The following is a 15,497-nucleotide window of genomic DNA, read 5'->3' as shown; positions in this document are numbered from 1 at the left end:
TCCTTCCCTGTCGCCCGATGACGGATCGGGCTCATCGATTGTCGGTGCCCGGAAGTCACAAATCCGGGGGTTCGGATCTGCACTTCTTGGTGTAGATTTATTATACATCCGAAACCTGATCCGTTGCAACCCGTTCAAAGGAAATCTCAAGCATGGCCGATCGTGACGGCGCGACACCCGTGTACGGCATCGCCGTCGCGGCCCAGCTCGCCGGCGTCCCGGAGGCGTCGCTGCGGCTCTTCGAGAGCAAAGGCCTCCTCACCCCGTCCCGGACCGAGGGCGGCACCCGTCGCTACAGCGAGGACGACATCGAGCGACTCAAGCGCGTCACCGACCTCCGCGACGACGGCGTCAACCTCGCCGGCATCGCTCGCGTGCTCGATCTCGAGGACATCAACCGGGGACTCCGCGACCAGCTCGACGCCGACCAGGACTGAGCGTCGGGTCGATCCGGCCGCCGGCAGATGGCAGCATGGAGGGATGAGCCTGCAGCGAAGCACTCCGTCCGCCCAGCACGTCGACCCCGCCGGGATCGAGGCGTTCATCACCGCCCTCGAGCACACACCGAACGTCGAACCGCACAGCCTGATGCTCCTGCGCGGCGGGAACGTCGTCGCCGAGGGCTGGTGGGCGCCGTACTCGGCTGAGCGGGTGCACCTGCTGTACTCGCTGAGCAAGAGCTTCACCTCGACCGCCGTCGGCCTCGCCGTCGAGGAGGGCCTGCTCGGACTCGACGACACGGTCATCAGCCACTTCCCGGAGCTCGACGCCGAGATCACCGACCCCCGCAGCCGCGCCATGCGGGTGCGCCACGTGCTCGCGATGGCGAGCGGCCACCGCGAGGAGACGATCATGCGGGCTGCTGCGATCGATCCGACGAACCTCGTCCGCGGCTTCCTACTCCTCCCACCCGACGAGGACCCGGGAACCGTCTTCGCGTACAACCAGCCCTGCACCTACACGGCCGCGGCGATCGTCCAGCGCGTCACGGGCGGTACGCTCACCGACTACCTGCGACCGCGGTTGCTCGAGCCACTGGGCATCGGCGAGTTCGACTGGCAGCAGGACGACGAGGGCTTCGAGCTCGGGTACAGCGGCCTGCACGCGACGACGGAAGCGATCGCCGCGCTCGGTCAGCTCTACCTGCAGGGCGGCGAGTGGGAGGGTCGACAGCTGCTGCCGGCCGAATGGGTCGCCGAGGTGACGCGATCGCACATCGCGAACGGCGACGACCCGGAGTCGGACTGGGCGCAGGGTTACGGGTTCCAGTTCTGGATGGCTCGGCACGGGTTCCGTGGCGACGGCGCTTACGGTCAGTACTGCGTCGTCCTGCCGGAGCACGAGGTCGTCCTGGCGATCACCGGGCAGAGTCTCGACATGCAGGCCGTGCTGAACGCCGCGTGGGAGCACCTGTTGCCGGCCTTCGGGACCGGCGAGACCTCCGACGCGGAGCGCGGCGCGAGCACAACCGCCGATCAGGCGTTGCTCGAACGCCTGGCGGGGCTCGCCCTGCCGCCGCTCGACGCGTCGGACGAGTCCGGCGCGGCAGCGTCGCTGCGCGAGCTCGTCGGACGGACGTTCGCTGCCGCAGCCGATACCGGCCTGGCACAGCTGACGGCGCTCGAGGTGACGGCGGGCGAGGGTGACGTTGTCGTGCTGGTCGTGCACGAGGGCGACGACCGGGTGGAGCTCGTCCCCGGCGTCGGTGCATGGCGGACGCACGGACCGATCGTTGCGAGTTCCGCCTGGGGCACCGGCGACGAGGACGGAGCGCGGGCCCTCCGCGTCGACGCGATCTTCATCGAGACACCCCACCGCATGCACGTCGAGATCGACCCGGCGGCCGGCACCTTCGACGCCTGGTGGGAGACGACGCCGCTCCGGACCTCCCGTCTCACCGAGGTGCAGCGGCCGAGCGCGGTCGTCGCAGGCGGAGGCAAGTCGTCCTGGTGAGCTGAGGCTCGGGGACCGGAGCGTGCTCAGGGACCGGAGCGTGCTCAGGGACCGGAACGTCTCCGGTGAACCTCTCCCGGCCACCGAGGCGCCCCAACCGAGCTACCCTTCGACAAGCTCAGGGACCGGAACGTCTCCGGTGAACCTCTCCCGGTCACTGAGCCTGTCGAAGTGCCCACGAGGACACCTCGTCCTTCCGCATGCAGGTCGACGGCGGCTGTTGCACTTCAGCCCGGACGCGCCTTCCCACTACGCTCTGACCAGCGCCGTCACGACGAGGAGACCGCATGAGAGCCGTACGCATCACCGCACCGGATGAAGCCGCGGTCGTCGACCGACCGGATCCACAGGCCGGTCCCGGTGAGGTCCTCATCCGCATCGAACGCGCCGGGCTCTGCGGCACGGATGTCGCGCTCTTCCGAGGCACCATGCCGTACCTCGCCGACGGCCGCACCACCCTGCCGCTCCAACCCGGCCACGAGTGGGCCGGTCGGGTGGTCTCGGTGGGCGAGGGTGTCACCTCGACTACACCGGGCGACCTCGTCACCGGTGACACCTTCATCGGGTGCGGCGTCTGCACGCTTTGCGCAACCGGCCGCCACCATCTCTGCCCCGATCACCTCGAACTCGGCGTCCTCGGGCAACTGGAGGGGGCCCTCGCAGAACTCCTCGTCGTCCCCGAGCGCGCGGTCCATCGCCTCCCGGCCGGCGTCGACGCGCCCCTCGGGGCGATGGTCGAACCCGCCTCCTGCTCACTCCGTGGCGTCCGACTCACGGCAGTGGGGCCCGGCGACCGCGTACTCGTCTGGGGCGCCGGCACGCTCGGCATGTTCGCCGCGCTGTTCGCTGCGGATTCCGGGGCGTCCGTCACCGTCGTGGCCCGCCGTGAGTCCGATCGGCGGTTCGCCGCGGACTTCGGCCTGGCCACGCGCGATCCGGCCGACCTCGGCGACGAGCGCTTCGACGTGATCATCGAGGCGACGGGCGCACCCGAGTTCACCCGTCGCCTCCTCGACAACGCCACCGCCGGCGTCCGCATCGCACTCCTCGGCGTGCCCGGCGGGGACGTGGGGCTGCCGTCAGGCAGGCTGATCGCCCTCGACGCCACACTCCACGCGGTGCTCGGCGGATCAGATTGCATCGATGAGGCGGCGCGACGGTTCGCCTCCATGGGCGACACGGTCCGACGATTGATCGGCTCCGTGATCACCCTCGAGGACGTGCCGCGGGTGCTCGCCGAGGGGCTCCCCCGCGCGGCCGGCTCCGGACCGAAGACGCAGATCCGCTTCTGAGCGGGTGGTGGAGCGGGATGCACACCGAGGTGCGCTCCGCCAGCTCACACCGAGGCGCGCCCCACCAGTTCGCACGGGATCGTCGTCATCTCGGGGACGTCCTCACCGGCGATGAGCCGGTGCAGCGTCTGCACGAGCAACGCCCCCTTCTCAGCCGTGCGCAGATCGACCGTCGTCAGCGCCGGATAGGCGTCGACCGCGAAGACGTTGTTGTCGACCGAGGTCATGGCGATCCGCGTCGGCACCGGGATCCCGCGGTCGCGGAGCACGCCGAGCGCGCCCGTCGCCATCTGCGCCGACGCCGCGAACACCGCATCGACCTGCCGGCCGTCTGCGAGGAGCCGCTCCATCGCCCGCGCGCCGCTCGTCGGCGTGAAGTCGCCCTCCTCCTCCGGCCCAGGCTCGAGTCCCGCCTCGAGGAGGGCGCGCCGCCACCCGGCACGGCGGTCGATACCGGCCGCCGTGCCGAGCGGGCCGGTGATCGTGGCGATGCGGGTTCGACCGGCCTCCACCAGACGCCGGGTCGCCAGGGCGCCCGCCTCCACATTGTCGACGTCGACGACATGTCCAGGTGGCGTCGTCTCCTCGAGCGCCCGCACCCCGAACACGACCGGGAGCGAGGCCGACAGCTTCGCGTACGCCTGCATGCTCGTGTGATGCGAGAGGACGAGCGCGCCGTCCACGTTGCCGCCGGTGAGGAACCGACGAGTCTTGTCCGGGTCGACGTCGGATTCGATCAGCAGGGTCAGCGTGTAGTCGGTCGACGACGCGTACATCGCAGCACCCTGGATGACCTCGGCGAAGTAGGGGTCGGCGAAGAACTCGGCGGTGCGCTGCGGGATGACCATCGCGATCGTCTGCGCACGCCGACGCACGAGGCTGCGTGCCGCGCGGTTCGGGACGTAGTGCAGCTGCTCGACGGCGGCGGTCACGGACGCCACCGCCTCCGGCGTCACCTGGGAGGACCCGTTGATGACGCGGGAGGCGGTGGACTTGGAGACCCCCGCGAGCGCTGCCACCGCGATGAGCGTGGGGACGGTGGAGTCCGTCTCGGTGTCGATGGTGTGTCTCCTCAGTCGTGCCGGTGTGAAGACACTGTATGCGGCGCAGGCGTCATCCCTTGACCGCGCCCTGCATGATGCCCGCCACGAGCTGCTTCCCGGCGAGGACGAAGAGGATCAGCAGTGGGATCACCGAGAGCACCGCGCCAGCGAGCACGAGCGAGTGGTCCGGGGTCTGTCCGCCGCTCGCACTGAGAGCCGCGAGGGCCGTCTGCACACTCGGATTCCGCGGACCGAGGACGAGGAGCGGCCAGAGGAAGTCGGTCCACGCGGCCATGAAGGTGAAGAGCGCTAGGACGGCCATCGCCGGTCGGGCGGCCGGCAGCGCGACATGCCAGAAGGTGCCCCACATCGACGCGCCGTCCACACGCGCGGCCTCGATGAGCTCGTCGGGGATGACGTCGACGAGGTACTGGCGCATGAAGAACACGCCGAACGCGGTCACGAGCCCCGGCAGGATCACGGCCTGGAGCGTCCCCACCCACTCCCACTCTGCCATGAGCATGAACAACGGGATGATGCCCAGCTGCGTGGGGATGGCCATCGTGGCGATCACCGCGAGCAGCAGCCCGTTGCTGGCCCGGAACTTCAGCTTCGCGAAGGAGTAGCCGGCGAGGGTCGAGAAGAACACCACCGAGACCGTGATCGCGCCCGAGATGATGACGCTGTTCGCGAGCGCCTGCAGGAACGGGGCGGTCTCGAACACCTTCGCCGCATTGCCGAGGAAGTTCGGGCCGGGGAGGACGGCGGGCGGCACGAGGTTCGTGTCGGAGGACTGCCGACTCGAGATGACGAACGACCACCACAACGGGAACGCCGAGATGGCGAAGAACGCGATCAGGATGGCGTAGGTGAGGATGCCCGGCCGCTCGTGGTCCTTGCCCTTGCGGTATCGCGGGGCCTCCTGGGTCGCGGTCGGTTCGGTCCGCGTGCGTTCCATCAGGGTGCTCATGCTCGTCCGCCTCGCTGGTCGGTGGTGCTCGTGGTCTTCGAACGCGAGCGGGCCGGGCTGGTGGTGGCGGACCGCGTCGTGATGAGTGCGTCGCGCACCTTCGGGATCCGCACCGGACGTGCGTCGTTCGTCCGGATGGCCCTGGTGATCGCGAAGTTGATCAGGCCCGCGAGGATGATCACGAGGAACAGGATCCAGGCGGTGGCGGAGGCTCGACCGAAGTCCCGCCTCGGGAAGGCGAGCTCGTACAGGTACAGGACGATCGTCTGGAACTGCCGGTCGGATCCGCCGTTGCTCCGGGGGTCGAACAGCTTCGGTTCTGTGAAGATCTGCAGCCCGCCGATCGTCGAGGTGATGACGACGAAGATGAGCGTCGGGCGGATCATCGGGATCGTGATCGACCAGAACCGTCGGAGCTTGTTCGCGCCGTCCAGCGCGGCGGACTCGTAGACGTCCCGTGGGATCGCCTGCATCGCTGCGAGGAGGATGAGGGCGTTGTAGCCGGTCCACCGCCAATTCACCATGCTCGCGATGGCGACGTGCGAGGGGAAGACGTCGAACGCCCACCGGATCGGGTCGAGCCCGAAGAGCTCGAGGAGGCCGGCGACCGGTCCGTGGTACTGGTTGAAGATCTGCAGGAAGATGACCGCGACGGCGACCGGCGCCACGATGTACGGCAGCAGGATGCTCATGCGCCAGAACGTGCGTCCGCGGAGCGTCTGGTCGAGGAGGGCGGCGATCAGCGTCGCGATGACGAGCTGCGGCACCGCCGAGAGCAGGAAGATGCTGATCGTGTTGCCGAACGCGTTCCAGAAGAACGGGTCCGAGAGGACGGAGACGTAGTTGTCGAGTCCGACGAAGTCGCCCTGTCCTTTCAGCAGATGCCACTCGTACAGCGACACGTTGAAGGTGTAGACGATCGGGAAGATCCCGATGAGGGCGAAGAGGATGAAGAACGGCGCGATGTACAGGTACGGCGAGGCGCGGTAGTCGAAGCGGTTCAGCTTCTGTCTGAACGTCAACGCGGCAGGTGGCCGGCGGACGGTTGCGGTGCTGGTCATGGCTCTGCCAATCCGGGAGAGGGAGCGGGAGGGGTGCCGGGGCGTCCGCGTGCGAACGGACGCCCCGGCGAGCTGCGTCGGAGAGGAGGTCAGCCGACGAGCTGGTCGAGCAGCTTGAGCGCCTCGTTCCAGGCGGTGTCACCGTCGGTGATCTCGCCCTGGCTCACCCGGTCGAGGATCGGACCGAACACGTTGTCCTGGATGTTGGAGTCCTCAGGACCCTTCACCTGAGCCACGACCCCCTCCGACCGCGCGGCGAAGATCTCGCCCACCGGTGCGTCGTTGAAGAACGGGTTGGTGGAGTCCTTCACGAGCTCCTGGCCGTCGAGCGTGCTCGGGAACGGACCGGCGAGTTCGAACGATGCGGCCTGCGCCTCAGGGGATGCGAGCCAGAGGGCGAGCTCGGCCGCCTCCTCCTTGTGCTCGGAGTTCTCGGCGACGCCGAGGAACGCACCGCCCCAGTTGGCAGCGCCGCCGGGCATCACGTCGGCGAAGTCCCAACCGCTGTCGGTCGTGCCCTCGTCGTAGTAGCCCTGCACGATGCCGAGCATCCAGCTCGGGCACATGTAGGTCGCGAACTTGCCCTCCTTGGCCTCCGGGCCGACGTCCCAGCCGGGAAGACCGGCACCGAGCCCGGCCTGTTCGGCCTCGACGATCTTCGCGAACTGCTCCTTCAGCACGTCGTTGCCCTCGATGTTCAGGGTCTCGCCGTCGGCCTTGTAGTAACCCTCCTCCTGCTGGTTCACGAAGGAGTTCCAGAAGAACCGGGGGCTGTGATAGAACGCCTTCCCGGTGGCACCGACGTACTCCTCACCGACCTCGAAGAAGCGGTCCCAGGTCGCGTCCTCCCCGCCGAAGTACGCGGCGACCTCGCTACGCTCGCTCGGCAGACCGGCTGCCGCGAACAGGTCACCGCGGTAGCAGATGCCCTGCGGTCCGATGTCGAGACCGGCGCCGATCACGCGACCGTCGGCGTCCGTGCCCTGCTCGTACTTCCAGTCCAGCCAGGTGTCCTTGACGTCCTCGATGCCGTAGTCACGGAGGTCGACGAAGGAGTCGCTGACCTCGGAGATGGTTCCGAGCCAGCCCTCCTCGATGGCCACGACGTCGCTGAGGCCGGTTCCGGCGGCGATCTTGGCGTAGGCGTCGTCACGCGCTGCTCCACCACCCTCCAGGTTGGTGGCCTCGATGGTGATGTTGGGGTGCTCCTCCATGTACTTCTCGTAGTTGGCGTCGACGCCCATGGTGCCGAACGTGGTGACCGAGAGGGTGATCTTCTCGTCTCCGCCACCGCCGGCGGGGGAACTGCACCCCGAGGCCAGGACGGCGAGGATCGATGCCCCCGCGATGGATGCGGCGGTGATGCCGCGGCGTTTGCTGTTCACAGTCACTCCTTTGTGTGTGCGCTTCGGTGTCGGCCGGCCACCCATCCGGGATCCGCGGCGCGACGCCGTGGGAACGTTCCCACGGGCATGCAGGACACACTAAGCGCTGGATTGGACGAGGTCAAGAGAGCGCTCTCATTTGTTGCGGAACGGGTGCATGATCGTGAACGGTCGGTGACGTCGTGGCCCTCGGGCGGGTCCCCGTTCCGATTCGATCGGATTCATGATCGACTCATTGCCATGACCGGCTTCGATTCAGGCTTCCTCGACCTCGCCGACCAGCTGCCGTTCCCGGCACCGGCCGACCCCGCCGAGCTGGCGCGCCTCCGCCGTCTCGACTACACGCACTTCACCGTGCTCCTCGACCCCGACCGCCGCCTGGCAGCCGCGACCGGGGTCGACATCGACGGCGCCGCCCTCCTCGACCTCGGGCGCGGCGACGACTGGCACCTCGACGACCGCATCCCGGTCGAGGAGCAGGCCGGCCCGGAACTCTACGCGCGTAACGACCTCGACCGCGGCCACCTCGTGCGGCGGAGGGACCCGGTCTGGGGGCCCGTCGAGATCGCCCGGCAGGCCAACGTCGACACCTTCTGCTACACGAACGCTGCCCCGCAGGCTGCGGACTTCAACCAGTCACTCGAGCTCTGGAACGGCCTGGAGGACCTCGTCCTCGAGTACGCCTCGGCCGGACGGCGACGGTTGTCGGTCTTCACCGGTCCGGTGTTCGCCGACACGGACCCGCTCTATCGAGGCGCGCAGATCCCGCGGCGGTTCTGGAAGGTGGCGGCGTGGTCGAATGGCGGAGCGCTCGCGGCGAGCGGCTACCTCCTCGACCAGTCGGCGCAGCTCGACGACCTCGATCTCGACCGGCCCAGTGCGATCGACGACACGCAAGACGCCACCGCCGTGCCCCCACTCGGCCCGTTCCGGACCTACCAGCTGCCGATCCTCGACCTCGCGAGCATCACCGGTCTCGACTTCGGCGCCCTCGCCTCCGCCGACGTCCTCGAGCCGGCTCCCGCGACGGTGCGTCCCGACACCGACACCTGGATCGAGCTGAGCGGCCCGTCCGACCTGCGGTTCTGAAGCGGGTCCGGTTCCTGAGCCTGTCGTCCGGCCCCTCGCGCCCTACCGACGCTCGAGCGCCGCGCCGATGACCCGGAGGCTCTCGATGAGCACAGCCACCTGCTCATGGCTGAGCCCGGCGAGCATCGCGTTCTCGTCATCGACCAGCCGGCGCATCGCCTCGTCGACCCGCTGCTGACCGAGGGTCGTGAGGACGACGATCTTGCTCCGACCGTCGGCCTCGTTCTTCTGTCGGGCGACGAGCGAGCGTGCGGCCAGACGATCGAGCTGACTCGCGAGATTGCCGCTCGTGATGCCCAACCGCGTTGCGAGCATGGACGGCGTCAGACCGTCCGCTCCGTGCTGGCGGAGGATGGAGAGGAACTCGAACTCCCACGGCCGCAGGTTGCTCGCGGCGAACGACAGGCGTCGGACCTCCTGCAGGTGCGGCACGAGCCGGCGGAGGCGGGACACCACGTCGAGCGGCGCGAAGTCCACGTCGGGCAGCGCGTTCGCCCAGGCGTCGATGACGATGTCGACGTCGTCGTCATCACCCTTCGCCATCGCCTGCCTCCCTCACGTCCTGCCTGCACCAACGCTACCGTGGGCCGCCACCGATCCAGACGGTGGGCGGTTCCCTCCGCGCTGTGCTATCGGCGGACCCAGAGCGGTCAGTGGAACCAGAGCCGTCAGCGGACGGAGAGCGCCGCCAGGCCGTCGACGAGCAGACCGACCCCGAAGGCGAACGCCTGTGCCTGGTCCTCCTGGCCGAGTGGATCCGTCGCACCGTCGGCCAGCACACCGACACTGTCGTACTGCATCCGTTGCTGCTCGTGCGACACGTGCCCGAGGATGAAGTGGAGCAGCACCGTGCCCGCACGTCGACTCGTCGCCTCGTCGAACCCGGCCACCGACACCGCGTCCGTCAGCCGGGTGAGCGCACGTCCGGAACCGAGCCCGAGCGCGTAGGTGCTCGACACCACCTCGGCGCCGTCGCGATAGGCGAGGAGGGCGTCACGCAGCGCCTCCGCCTCCACGCGCGTCCGCTCGCGCCAGTCGGAACCTGCCTCGGACACGGCGTCGACCGGTGCCAGGTGAGCGTCGACGATCCGGTCGGCGAGCTCGGCGATGAGGGTCTGCTTGTTCTCGAAGTGCCAGTACAGCGCGCTCGGCTGGACGTCGAGCGACGCGGCGAGGCGGCGCATCGTGAGGTCGGCCAGGCCGTGATCGTCGAGGATCCGAAGCGCCACCTGAGTCACATCGTCGCGCCGATGGCGACGCACTGTTTCGGGACCGGACATGAGCACCACTATAGTGAACGCTGTTCAGGTGAACACCGTTCAGGTGCGATCCACCCGCCCCAGGCGAGCCGACCATCCCGACGAAGGACCCAGCATGAGCAGACTCCGGATCGACGCGACCGACATCGCACGCATCGCCGTGTTCGCCGCCATCGTGGCCGCCCTGGGCCTGCCCGGCGCGTTCTCCGTGCTCGGCGCGGTGCCCATCACGGCGCAGACCCTCGGCGTCATGCTCGCCGGCGCGATCCTCGGCCCGTGGCGCGGCATGCTGTCCATGCTCGTGCTGTTGGCCCTCGTCGCCATCGGCCTGCCCCTCCTGTCCGGCGGTCGCGGCGGGATCGGCGTCTTCGTCGGGCCGAGTGCCGGATATCTCCTCGGCTGGATCGTCGGCGTCTTCGTGATCGGGCTCATCGTGCACGCCGGCGGGCGTCGGCTGCGCTGGTGGCGCACCGCGCTCGGCGTCTTCGTCGGCGGCATCGGCGTCATCTACGCGTTCGGCATCCCGGTGCAGTCGCTCGTCACCCGCCTGCCACTCGGCGAGACCGCCCTGCAGAGCCTCGTCTTCGTGCCCGGCGACCTCGTGAAGGTCGTGCTCGCGACGGTCATCACGATGACGCTCGCCCGCGCCTACCCGCGCGCGTTCCGCAACGCGGCCGGCGCCGGCTCCACGCGCCCCGGCGAGCCCGCCCGGATCGGATGACCGTGCGTCCAGGGCACCTCGTCCCGCTGCGCGGCGGGGCGCCGACCGACCTCGTCCGTCGGGCGCTCGAGGTGCGGGCGGCCGGCGGCGTGCCACTGATCGGCGACGACCGGTGGAGCGAGTCGTACTGGCGTTCCGTCCGCGACCGCAGCACCGCGGCCGGTCCACAGCCTGGCCAGGGGTGGGCGACGCTGACCTCCGGCACCACGGGCGGGCCGCGCATCGTGCTCAGGACCGCCGCGTCGTGGGCGGACTCCTTCCCGGCCGTGGGCACGCTGCTCGACCTCGGTCCGGACGATCTCCTGGCACTGTCGTCGCCGCCCGCGTCGTCGCTGTCGCTGTTCTCGATCGCCCATGCGGCCGCCGTCGGTTGCTCGCTCGCCCTCCCGACCACCCATGCACTCACCCCCGACGACGCCCGTGACGCGACCCGGTTCCACGGGACCCCGAACGGCCTCCGGGCGCTGCTCGACGGCGAGGTGCCACCCCGCCTGCGGGTGGCGTTGATCGGAGGCGCCGCACTCGACTCCGGACTCCGCGCGAGAGCGGAGGACCTCGGCATCCGTGTCGTGTCCTACTACGGAGCCGCCGAGCTCTCCTTCGTGGCGGTCGACGACGGTGTCGATCCGGATCGACCGGGCCTCCGCGCGTTCCCCGGCGTCGAGCTCGAGGTGCGGGACGACGACGTCCTCTGGGTCCGATCGCCGTTCGTCGCGACCGGGTACCTCGGGGGCTCGGGACCGCTCCGACGCGACGGCGCCTGGTCCACCGTCGGCGACCGCGCACGGATCGATGACGGGATCGTCACGCTCTTCGGCCGATCCGACGACGCGATCCTCACGGCCGCGGCGACCGTCATCCCAGCCGACGTCGAGGAGGCCCTGCGCCGACTCGACGAGGTGGACGACGCCGTCGTGCTCGGCCTGCCGAACGCCGGGGTCGGATCGCTCGTGACGGCCGTACTGGAACTGCACCCGGGCGCGCGTCCGACCCGCGCGATGCTCCGCGACGCCCTCGCACCGCTGTTGCCGCCGACCCATCGGCCCCGACGCTGGTTCGTCGTCGACGAGCTGCCCCGCACCGTCACCGGCAAAGCCGCCCGCGCGGAGCTCGCCGACCGACTCGCGGCAGGGACGGTGGCGTCCCTTGACTGAGTCGCCTACCCTCCCGCGCATCGTCGCGGCCCGCCGGACGCCGATCGCGACGCGCGGGCGCGCCCTCGCCGCACTCACGGTCGAGCAGCTGGCGGTCCCCGTCGTCCGCGCCGTGCACGACGATGCGACGCACGTGCTGGGCCTGCCGCCGGTGGTCGCGGACGTCGTCCTCGGCAACTGCATGGGGCCTGGCGGCAACCCGGCCCGCGTCGCCGCACTCGGTGCCGGCCTCGGCTTCGACGTTCCAGGGCTCACCGTCGATCGGCAGTGCGGCAGCGGCCTCGCGGCGATCATCGAGGCGTCCATGGCGATCAGCGCCGGCGACCATCGGCCACGGATCGCCGGCGGGGTCGAGAGCGCGTCGACCGCGCCGACTCGTTCCGTCGACGGCGTCGCCTACGCACGCGCTCCGTTCGCACCGGCGGGTTGGCACGACCCCGACATGACCCGCGCCGCCGAGGACCTCGCCGAGCACGACGGGATCTCCCGCGAACGCCAGGACGCCTACGCGGCGCGGAGCACGCACCGTGCGGCGAGCGCCGTCGCCGCCGGGCGGTTCACCGACGAGCTCGTCCCGTTGGTCGGCGCGGCGGAGCACGACGAGGCGCCGCGCGGCGGGATCGAGCGGCTCCTCCCCCGGTTCACGCCGCTCTTCACCGACGGCTCCCTCACCGCCGGTAACACCTGCCGGGTGAGCGACGGTGCCGCCGCCGTGCTCGTCGTGCCCGGCGGACCCGGCGGAGCCGCCCGCGGGAGTACGACGCCCGGTCTCGCCGTCCGGGCGCACGCCGTCGTCGGCTGCGACCCGGCGCTCCCGGGGATCGGGGCCGCGCCGGCGATCCTCGACGCCCTCGATCGGGCCGGCGTGGACCTCGCGCAGGTCGCCGCGTTCGAGATCGTGGAGGCGTTCGCGGCCCAGACGCTCGCCGTGCTCGACCGACTCGGTGTCGCCGAGGACGACGAGCGTCTCTGCGCCGACGGTGGCGCCCTCGCGCTCGGTCATCCGTGGGGCGCGAGCGGTGCGGTCGCCGTGGTCCGCCTGTTCTCGCGGCTCGTGCGCGGCGGGGCTCCAGCGGGCACGATCGGGGTGGCGGCAGCGTCGGTCGGCGGCGGTCTCGGCGTCGCCGCGGTGTTCGAGGTCGTGCGATGATCGGGGACATCGACCAGTCATCCGCCATCCGTCTCGACCGCGTCACCGCACGTCTCGGCGACACCGTCGCACTCGACGACGTGACGCTCCACCTCGACGACGCGCGCATCGCGGTCATCGGCGCGAACGGCTCTGGCAAGTCCACCTTCGCCCGGCTTGTCGGCGGCCTCACGCGAGCGACCGCCGGCAGTGTCCAGGTCCACGGGGTCGATGCAGCCAAGGACACGGCGACCCTTCGACGACTCGTCAGCATCGTGTTCAGCAACCCGGACGCACAGATCGTCATGCCCACGGTGGCGGAGGACGTCGCGTTCTCCCTCCGCGGCACGAAGGCGTCGAAGGCCGACATCGCCGCGCAGGTCGCCGATGCGCTCGACGAGTTCGGCCTGACGGCCCTCGCCGACCGGTCCGCCTACGAACTCTCCGGTGGCCAGAAGCAGCTGCTGGCGCTCTGCGGGGCCGTGATCCGTCGGCCGGCACTGCTCATCGCCGATGAACCCACCGCCTACCTCGACGCCCGCAACAGCGCCGCCGTCGCCGACCACCTCCTGCACCCCGAGGCAGGCCATCAGCTCCTCCTCGTCACCCACGACCTGGAACTCGCCGCCCGCTGCGACACCGCGCTGCTCTTCGACGGTGGGCGGGTCGTCGCGCAGGGTGGTCCCGACGAGGTGATCGCGGCCTACCGCGCGAGCCTGCGGTCGTGACGGCGTGATCACCCTCTACCGCCCTGGCTCCGGCTGGCTCCACCGCGCGCCGGCCGGCCCGAAGGCGCTCGGCATCCTCATCGTGGTGCTCGCGATCTCGCTCCTGCCGACGAGTTGGTGGACCGCGGGCATCGCCACCACCGTGACCGTCCTCGCCTACCTCGTCTCGGGCCTCGGCCTCGGCGAGCTGGGACGGCAGCTCCTGCTCATCCGCTGGATCATCACGATCACGGTGGCCGGCCAACTGCTGTTCCTCGACGTCGAGTCCGCGGTGTCGAACACCTCCCGGATCGTCGCCGCCATCCTGCTCGCGGCGCTCCTCGTGCTGAGCACGCGCGTCGCCGACCTGCTCGACGCCTTCGAGCGCGTGCTCCAGCCCCTGGGTCGCTTCGGTGTCGACCCCTCCCGCATCGCCCTGATGCTCGCCGTCGCGATCAACACGGTGCCGGTCCTCGCCCGCTTGGCCACGAGCGTCCGGGAGGCGCAGCGGGCGCGTGGGGCCGGGTCGAACCTGGTGACCTTCGTCGTGCCGTTCCTCGTGGTGTCGCTGAAGCACGCCGACGAGCTCGGTGAGGCCCTCACCGCCCGGGGCGTCCGGTGAGCGGCGGCGACACCGTGCGCGTCCTCGGGAAGACGGTCGACGACGAGACGCGCTGCGTCCACTACGCGACCGCGCTCGACGTCATCGCGATCCGCTTCGCCTGCTGCGGCGAGTACTACCCGTGCCACCTGTGCCACGCGGAGTGCGCCGACCACCCGGCCGAGCAGTGGCCTCGCGAGCAGCGCGACCGCGAGGCGATCCTGTGCGGCGTGTGCTCGACGGAACTGACGATCGACCGCTACCTGGAGGTCGACGCCTGCCCGAACTGCGACGCCCGGTTCAATCCGGGCTGCCGCCTGCACTCGGCGTACTACTTCCAGCCGTGACCGTAGACGCTCACTGCATCGAGCCCACGGTGCACGCTCGGGAATCGCGCGGTCGGCAGAATTCGGTGTTACACCGAAACGCGCAGTGTTACACTGAATTATGCCCACGAAGCACGCTCGCACGAACCTCACCCACACGCCGCAGGTGAAACACGCACTCGAGGTCGCTCGGATGCACTGGCCGAACGAGGATCGTGAGAGCGCCTTGCTGTTGAACCTCTTGGAGGCAGGGGCGAAGGCGCTTGAAGCCGGCGAGCAGTCCACCGCGGAGCGCCGTCGCGCGCGCATCCTCGACACAGCGGGCAGGTACACCGGACTGTATGAAGCCGACTACTTGGATCAGGTCCGCGAAGGCTGGGCCGAGTGATCGTCCTCGATGCGGGCGTTCTGATCGGTTTCCTCGATGGGTCGGATGCTCACCACGGCGCCGCTGTCGCCCTGCTCGAAGAACACCCCACCGGCTACCTCGTTCACCCACTCACCGCTGCCGAGATCCTCGTGGGGCCCGCGAAACGCAATATCGAGGATCAGGTTTGGCACGACCTGAGAGGCATTGGCGTCGAGGTGGCCGAACTCGGCTCCGACGAACCGCTCGCCCTGGCCCGACTGCGAGCACAGTGGGGGCTGAAGATGCCCGATACGTGCGTTCTCGCCACGGCAGAGAAGTACGATGTCTCCCTCGCGACCTTCGACCGTCAATTGGCCGGCATCGCGAGCCGCGCCGGCCGCCTGATCCCTGATCTCGGGTCGTGACACCGCAGCGCTGCGCGAGGCGCTCCAGCCACA

General features: G+C 70.0%; 18 protein-coding genes. 12 read left to right on the top strand and 6 right to left on the bottom strand.

Going from position 1 to position 15,497, the window contains the following annotated elements:
- Window positions 1-152: 152 nt before the first annotated feature.
- The 3 genes from CCK91_RS02905 (at window position 153) to CCK91_RS02895 (ending at window position 3,245) form a co-directional block, all read left to right on the top strand.
- Complete coding sequence (locus CCK91_RS02905; RefSeq protein ID WP_086472779.1) at window positions 153-437, top strand: MerR family transcriptional regulator; 285 nt, start codon at window positions 153-155, stop codon at window positions 435-437.
- Between the two features lie 43 nt (window positions 438-480).
- Window positions 481-1,953 (top strand): serine hydrolase domain-containing protein, encoded by a 1,473-nt coding sequence (locus CCK91_RS02900; protein WP_086472778.1) that lies wholly within the window; start codon window positions 481-483, stop codon window positions 1,951-1,953.
- Window positions 1,954-2,240: 287 nt separating this feature from the next.
- A complete protein-coding gene (locus CCK91_RS02895; protein WP_086472777.1) occupies window positions 2,241-3,245 on the top strand; it encodes a zinc-dependent alcohol dehydrogenase in 1,005 nt (334 codons plus the stop codon).
- Window positions 3,246-3,289: 44 nt separating this feature from the next.
- Here the strand turns inward: CCK91_RS02895 and CCK91_RS02890 are convergent, their stop codons facing one another.
- From CCK91_RS02890 to CCK91_RS02875, 4 genes are all read right to left on the bottom strand, one after another.
- Window positions 3,290-4,264, bottom strand: coding sequence for a LacI family DNA-binding transcriptional regulator (locus CCK91_RS02890; RefSeq protein ID WP_242664214.1), 975 nt, complete (start codon window positions 4,262-4,264; stop codon window positions 3,290-3,292).
- 94 nt (window positions 4,265-4,358) lie between these two features.
- Window positions 4,359-5,258: a carbohydrate ABC transporter permease gene (locus CCK91_RS02885; RefSeq protein WP_086472775.1), complete on the bottom strand. Its 900-nt coding sequence runs from the start codon at window positions 5,256-5,258 to the stop codon at window positions 4,359-4,361.
- The gene (locus CCK91_RS02880; RefSeq protein WP_086472774.1) at window positions 5,255-6,319 is read right to left on the bottom strand and encodes a carbohydrate ABC transporter permease; all 1,065 of its coding nucleotides are present in this window, start codon (window positions 6,317-6,319) and stop codon (window positions 5,255-5,257) included. The genes CCK91_RS02885 and CCK91_RS02880 overlap by 4 nt, the downstream gene beginning before the upstream one ends.
- Before the next feature lie 89 nt (window positions 6,320-6,408).
- The gene (locus tag CCK91_RS02875; RefSeq protein ID WP_086472773.1) at window positions 6,409-7,710 is read right to left on the bottom strand and encodes an ABC transporter substrate-binding protein; all 1,302 of its coding nucleotides are present in this window, start codon (window positions 7,708-7,710) and stop codon (window positions 6,409-6,411) included.
- A gap of 234 nt (window positions 7,711-7,944) precedes the next feature.
- On the opposite strand from CCK91_RS02875, the gene CCK91_RS02870 reads away from it, so the two are divergent.
- On the top strand, window positions 7,945-8,793 hold the full coding sequence (locus CCK91_RS02870) for a DNA/RNA non-specific endonuclease (RefSeq protein WP_086472772.1): 849 nt from the start codon (window positions 7,945-7,947) through the stop codon (window positions 8,791-8,793).
- A 42-nt stretch (window positions 8,794-8,835) separates the two neighbouring features.
- On the opposite strand, the gene CCK91_RS02865 is transcribed toward CCK91_RS02870, so the two are convergent.
- Both CCK91_RS02865 and CCK91_RS02860 read right to left on the bottom strand, forming a co-directional pair.
- Window positions 8,836-9,336, bottom strand: a complete 501-nt coding sequence (locus CCK91_RS02865) for a MarR family winged helix-turn-helix transcriptional regulator (RefSeq protein ID WP_064295883.1) — start codon at window positions 9,334-9,336, stop codon at window positions 8,836-8,838.
- Between the two features lie 125 nt (window positions 9,337-9,461).
- The gene (locus CCK91_RS02860; RefSeq protein WP_086473136.1) at window positions 9,462-10,073 is read right to left on the bottom strand and encodes a TetR/AcrR family transcriptional regulator C-terminal domain-containing protein; all 612 of its coding nucleotides are present in this window, start codon (window positions 10,071-10,073) and stop codon (window positions 9,462-9,464) included.
- Between the two features lie 94 nt (window positions 10,074-10,167).
- Here CCK91_RS02860 and CCK91_RS02855 point away from each other — a divergent pair, with 94 nt between their 5' ends.
- From CCK91_RS02855 to CCK91_RS02820, 8 genes are all read left to right on the top strand, one after another.
- Window positions 10,168-10,773 (top strand): biotin transporter BioY, encoded by a 606-nt coding sequence (locus CCK91_RS02855; protein ID WP_085511169.1) that lies wholly within the window; start codon window positions 10,168-10,170, stop codon window positions 10,771-10,773.
- A complete protein-coding gene (locus CCK91_RS02850) occupies window positions 10,770-11,927 on the top strand; it encodes a class I adenylate-forming enzyme family protein (RefSeq protein WP_086472771.1) in 1,158 nt (385 codons plus the stop codon). The genes CCK91_RS02855 and CCK91_RS02850 overlap by 4 nt, the downstream gene beginning before the upstream one ends.
- Window positions 11,920-13,077, top strand: coding sequence for a thiolase family protein (locus CCK91_RS02845; RefSeq protein WP_086472770.1), 1,158 nt, complete (start codon window positions 11,920-11,922; stop codon window positions 13,075-13,077). Before CCK91_RS02850 ends, CCK91_RS02845 begins: the two co-directional genes overlap by 8 nt.
- A complete protein-coding gene (locus tag CCK91_RS02840; protein WP_086472769.1) occupies window positions 13,074-13,784 on the top strand; it encodes an energy-coupling factor ABC transporter ATP-binding protein in 711 nt (236 codons plus the stop codon). Before CCK91_RS02845 ends, CCK91_RS02840 begins: the two co-directional genes overlap by 4 nt.
- A 4-nt stretch (window positions 13,785-13,788) precedes the next feature.
- A complete protein-coding gene (locus tag CCK91_RS02835) occupies window positions 13,789-14,385 on the top strand; it encodes an energy-coupling factor transporter transmembrane component T family protein (protein ID WP_086472768.1) in 597 nt (198 codons plus the stop codon).
- Window positions 14,382-14,711 carry a CHY zinc finger protein gene (locus CCK91_RS02830; protein WP_086472767.1) on the top strand — a complete coding sequence of 110 codons (330 nt, stop codon included), beginning with the start codon at window positions 14,382-14,384 and terminating at the stop codon, window positions 14,709-14,711. Before CCK91_RS02835 ends, CCK91_RS02830 begins: the two co-directional genes overlap by 4 nt.
- Window positions 14,712-14,811: 100 nt before the next feature.
- The gene (locus CCK91_RS02825) at window positions 14,812-15,078 is read left to right on the top strand and encodes a hypothetical protein (protein WP_086472766.1); all 267 of its coding nucleotides are present in this window, start codon (window positions 14,812-14,814) and stop codon (window positions 15,076-15,078) included.
- The gene (locus CCK91_RS02820) at window positions 15,075-15,464 is read left to right on the top strand and encodes a type II toxin-antitoxin system VapC family toxin (protein ID WP_161578572.1); all 390 of its coding nucleotides are present in this window, start codon (window positions 15,075-15,077) and stop codon (window positions 15,462-15,464) included. The genes CCK91_RS02825 and CCK91_RS02820 overlap by 4 nt, the downstream gene beginning before the upstream one ends.
- Window positions 15,465-15,497 lie beyond the last annotated feature (33 nt).

The sequence above is a fragment of the Plantibacter elymi (nom. nud.) genome (assembly GCF_900177795.1).
GTDB classification, from domain to species: domain Bacteria; phylum Actinomycetota; class Actinomycetes; order Actinomycetales; family Microbacteriaceae; genus Plantibacter; species Plantibacter elymi.
Note: the sequence above shows the minus strand (reverse complement) of the source record. Positions and strands in the feature narration are given on the sequence as shown.

Coding starts and splice junctions, on each gene's coding strand:
- CCK91_RS02870 (WP_086472772.1), top strand. CDS start 7,945: ATGACCGGCTTCGATTCAGGCTTCCTCGACCTCGCCGACCAGCTGCCG.
- CCK91_RS02860 (WP_086473136.1), bottom strand. CDS start 10,073: ATGTCCGGTCCCGAAACAGTGCGTCGCCATCGGCGCGACGATGTGACT.
- CCK91_RS02840 (WP_086472769.1), top strand. CDS start 13,074: ATGATCGGGGACATCGACCAGTCATCCGCCATCCGTCTCGACCGCGTC.
- CCK91_RS02885 (WP_086472775.1), bottom strand. CDS start 5,258: ATGAGCACCCTGATGGAACGCACGCGGACCGAACCGACCGCGACCCAG.
- CCK91_RS02850 (WP_086472771.1), top strand. CDS start 10,770: ATGACCGTGCGTCCAGGGCACCTCGTCCCGCTGCGCGGCGGGGCGCCG.
- CCK91_RS02855 (WP_085511169.1), top strand. CDS start 10,168: ATGAGCAGACTCCGGATCGACGCGACCGACATCGCACGCATCGCCGTG.
- CCK91_RS02825 (WP_086472766.1), top strand. CDS start 14,812: ATGCCCACGAAGCACGCTCGCACGAACCTCACCCACACGCCGCAGGTG.
- CCK91_RS02865 (WP_064295883.1), bottom strand. CDS start 9,336: ATGGCGAAGGGTGATGACGACGACGTCGACATCGTCATCGACGCCTGG.
- CCK91_RS02895 (WP_086472777.1), top strand. CDS start 2,241: ATGAGAGCCGTACGCATCACCGCACCGGATGAAGCCGCGGTCGTCGAC.
- CCK91_RS02900 (WP_086472778.1), top strand. CDS start 481: ATGAGCCTGCAGCGAAGCACTCCGTCCGCCCAGCACGTCGACCCCGCC.
- CCK91_RS02880 (WP_086472774.1), bottom strand. CDS start 6,319: ATGACCAGCACCGCAACCGTCCGCCGGCCACCTGCCGCGTTGACGTTC.
- CCK91_RS02905 (WP_086472779.1), top strand. CDS start 153: ATGGCCGATCGTGACGGCGCGACACCCGTGTACGGCATCGCCGTCGCG.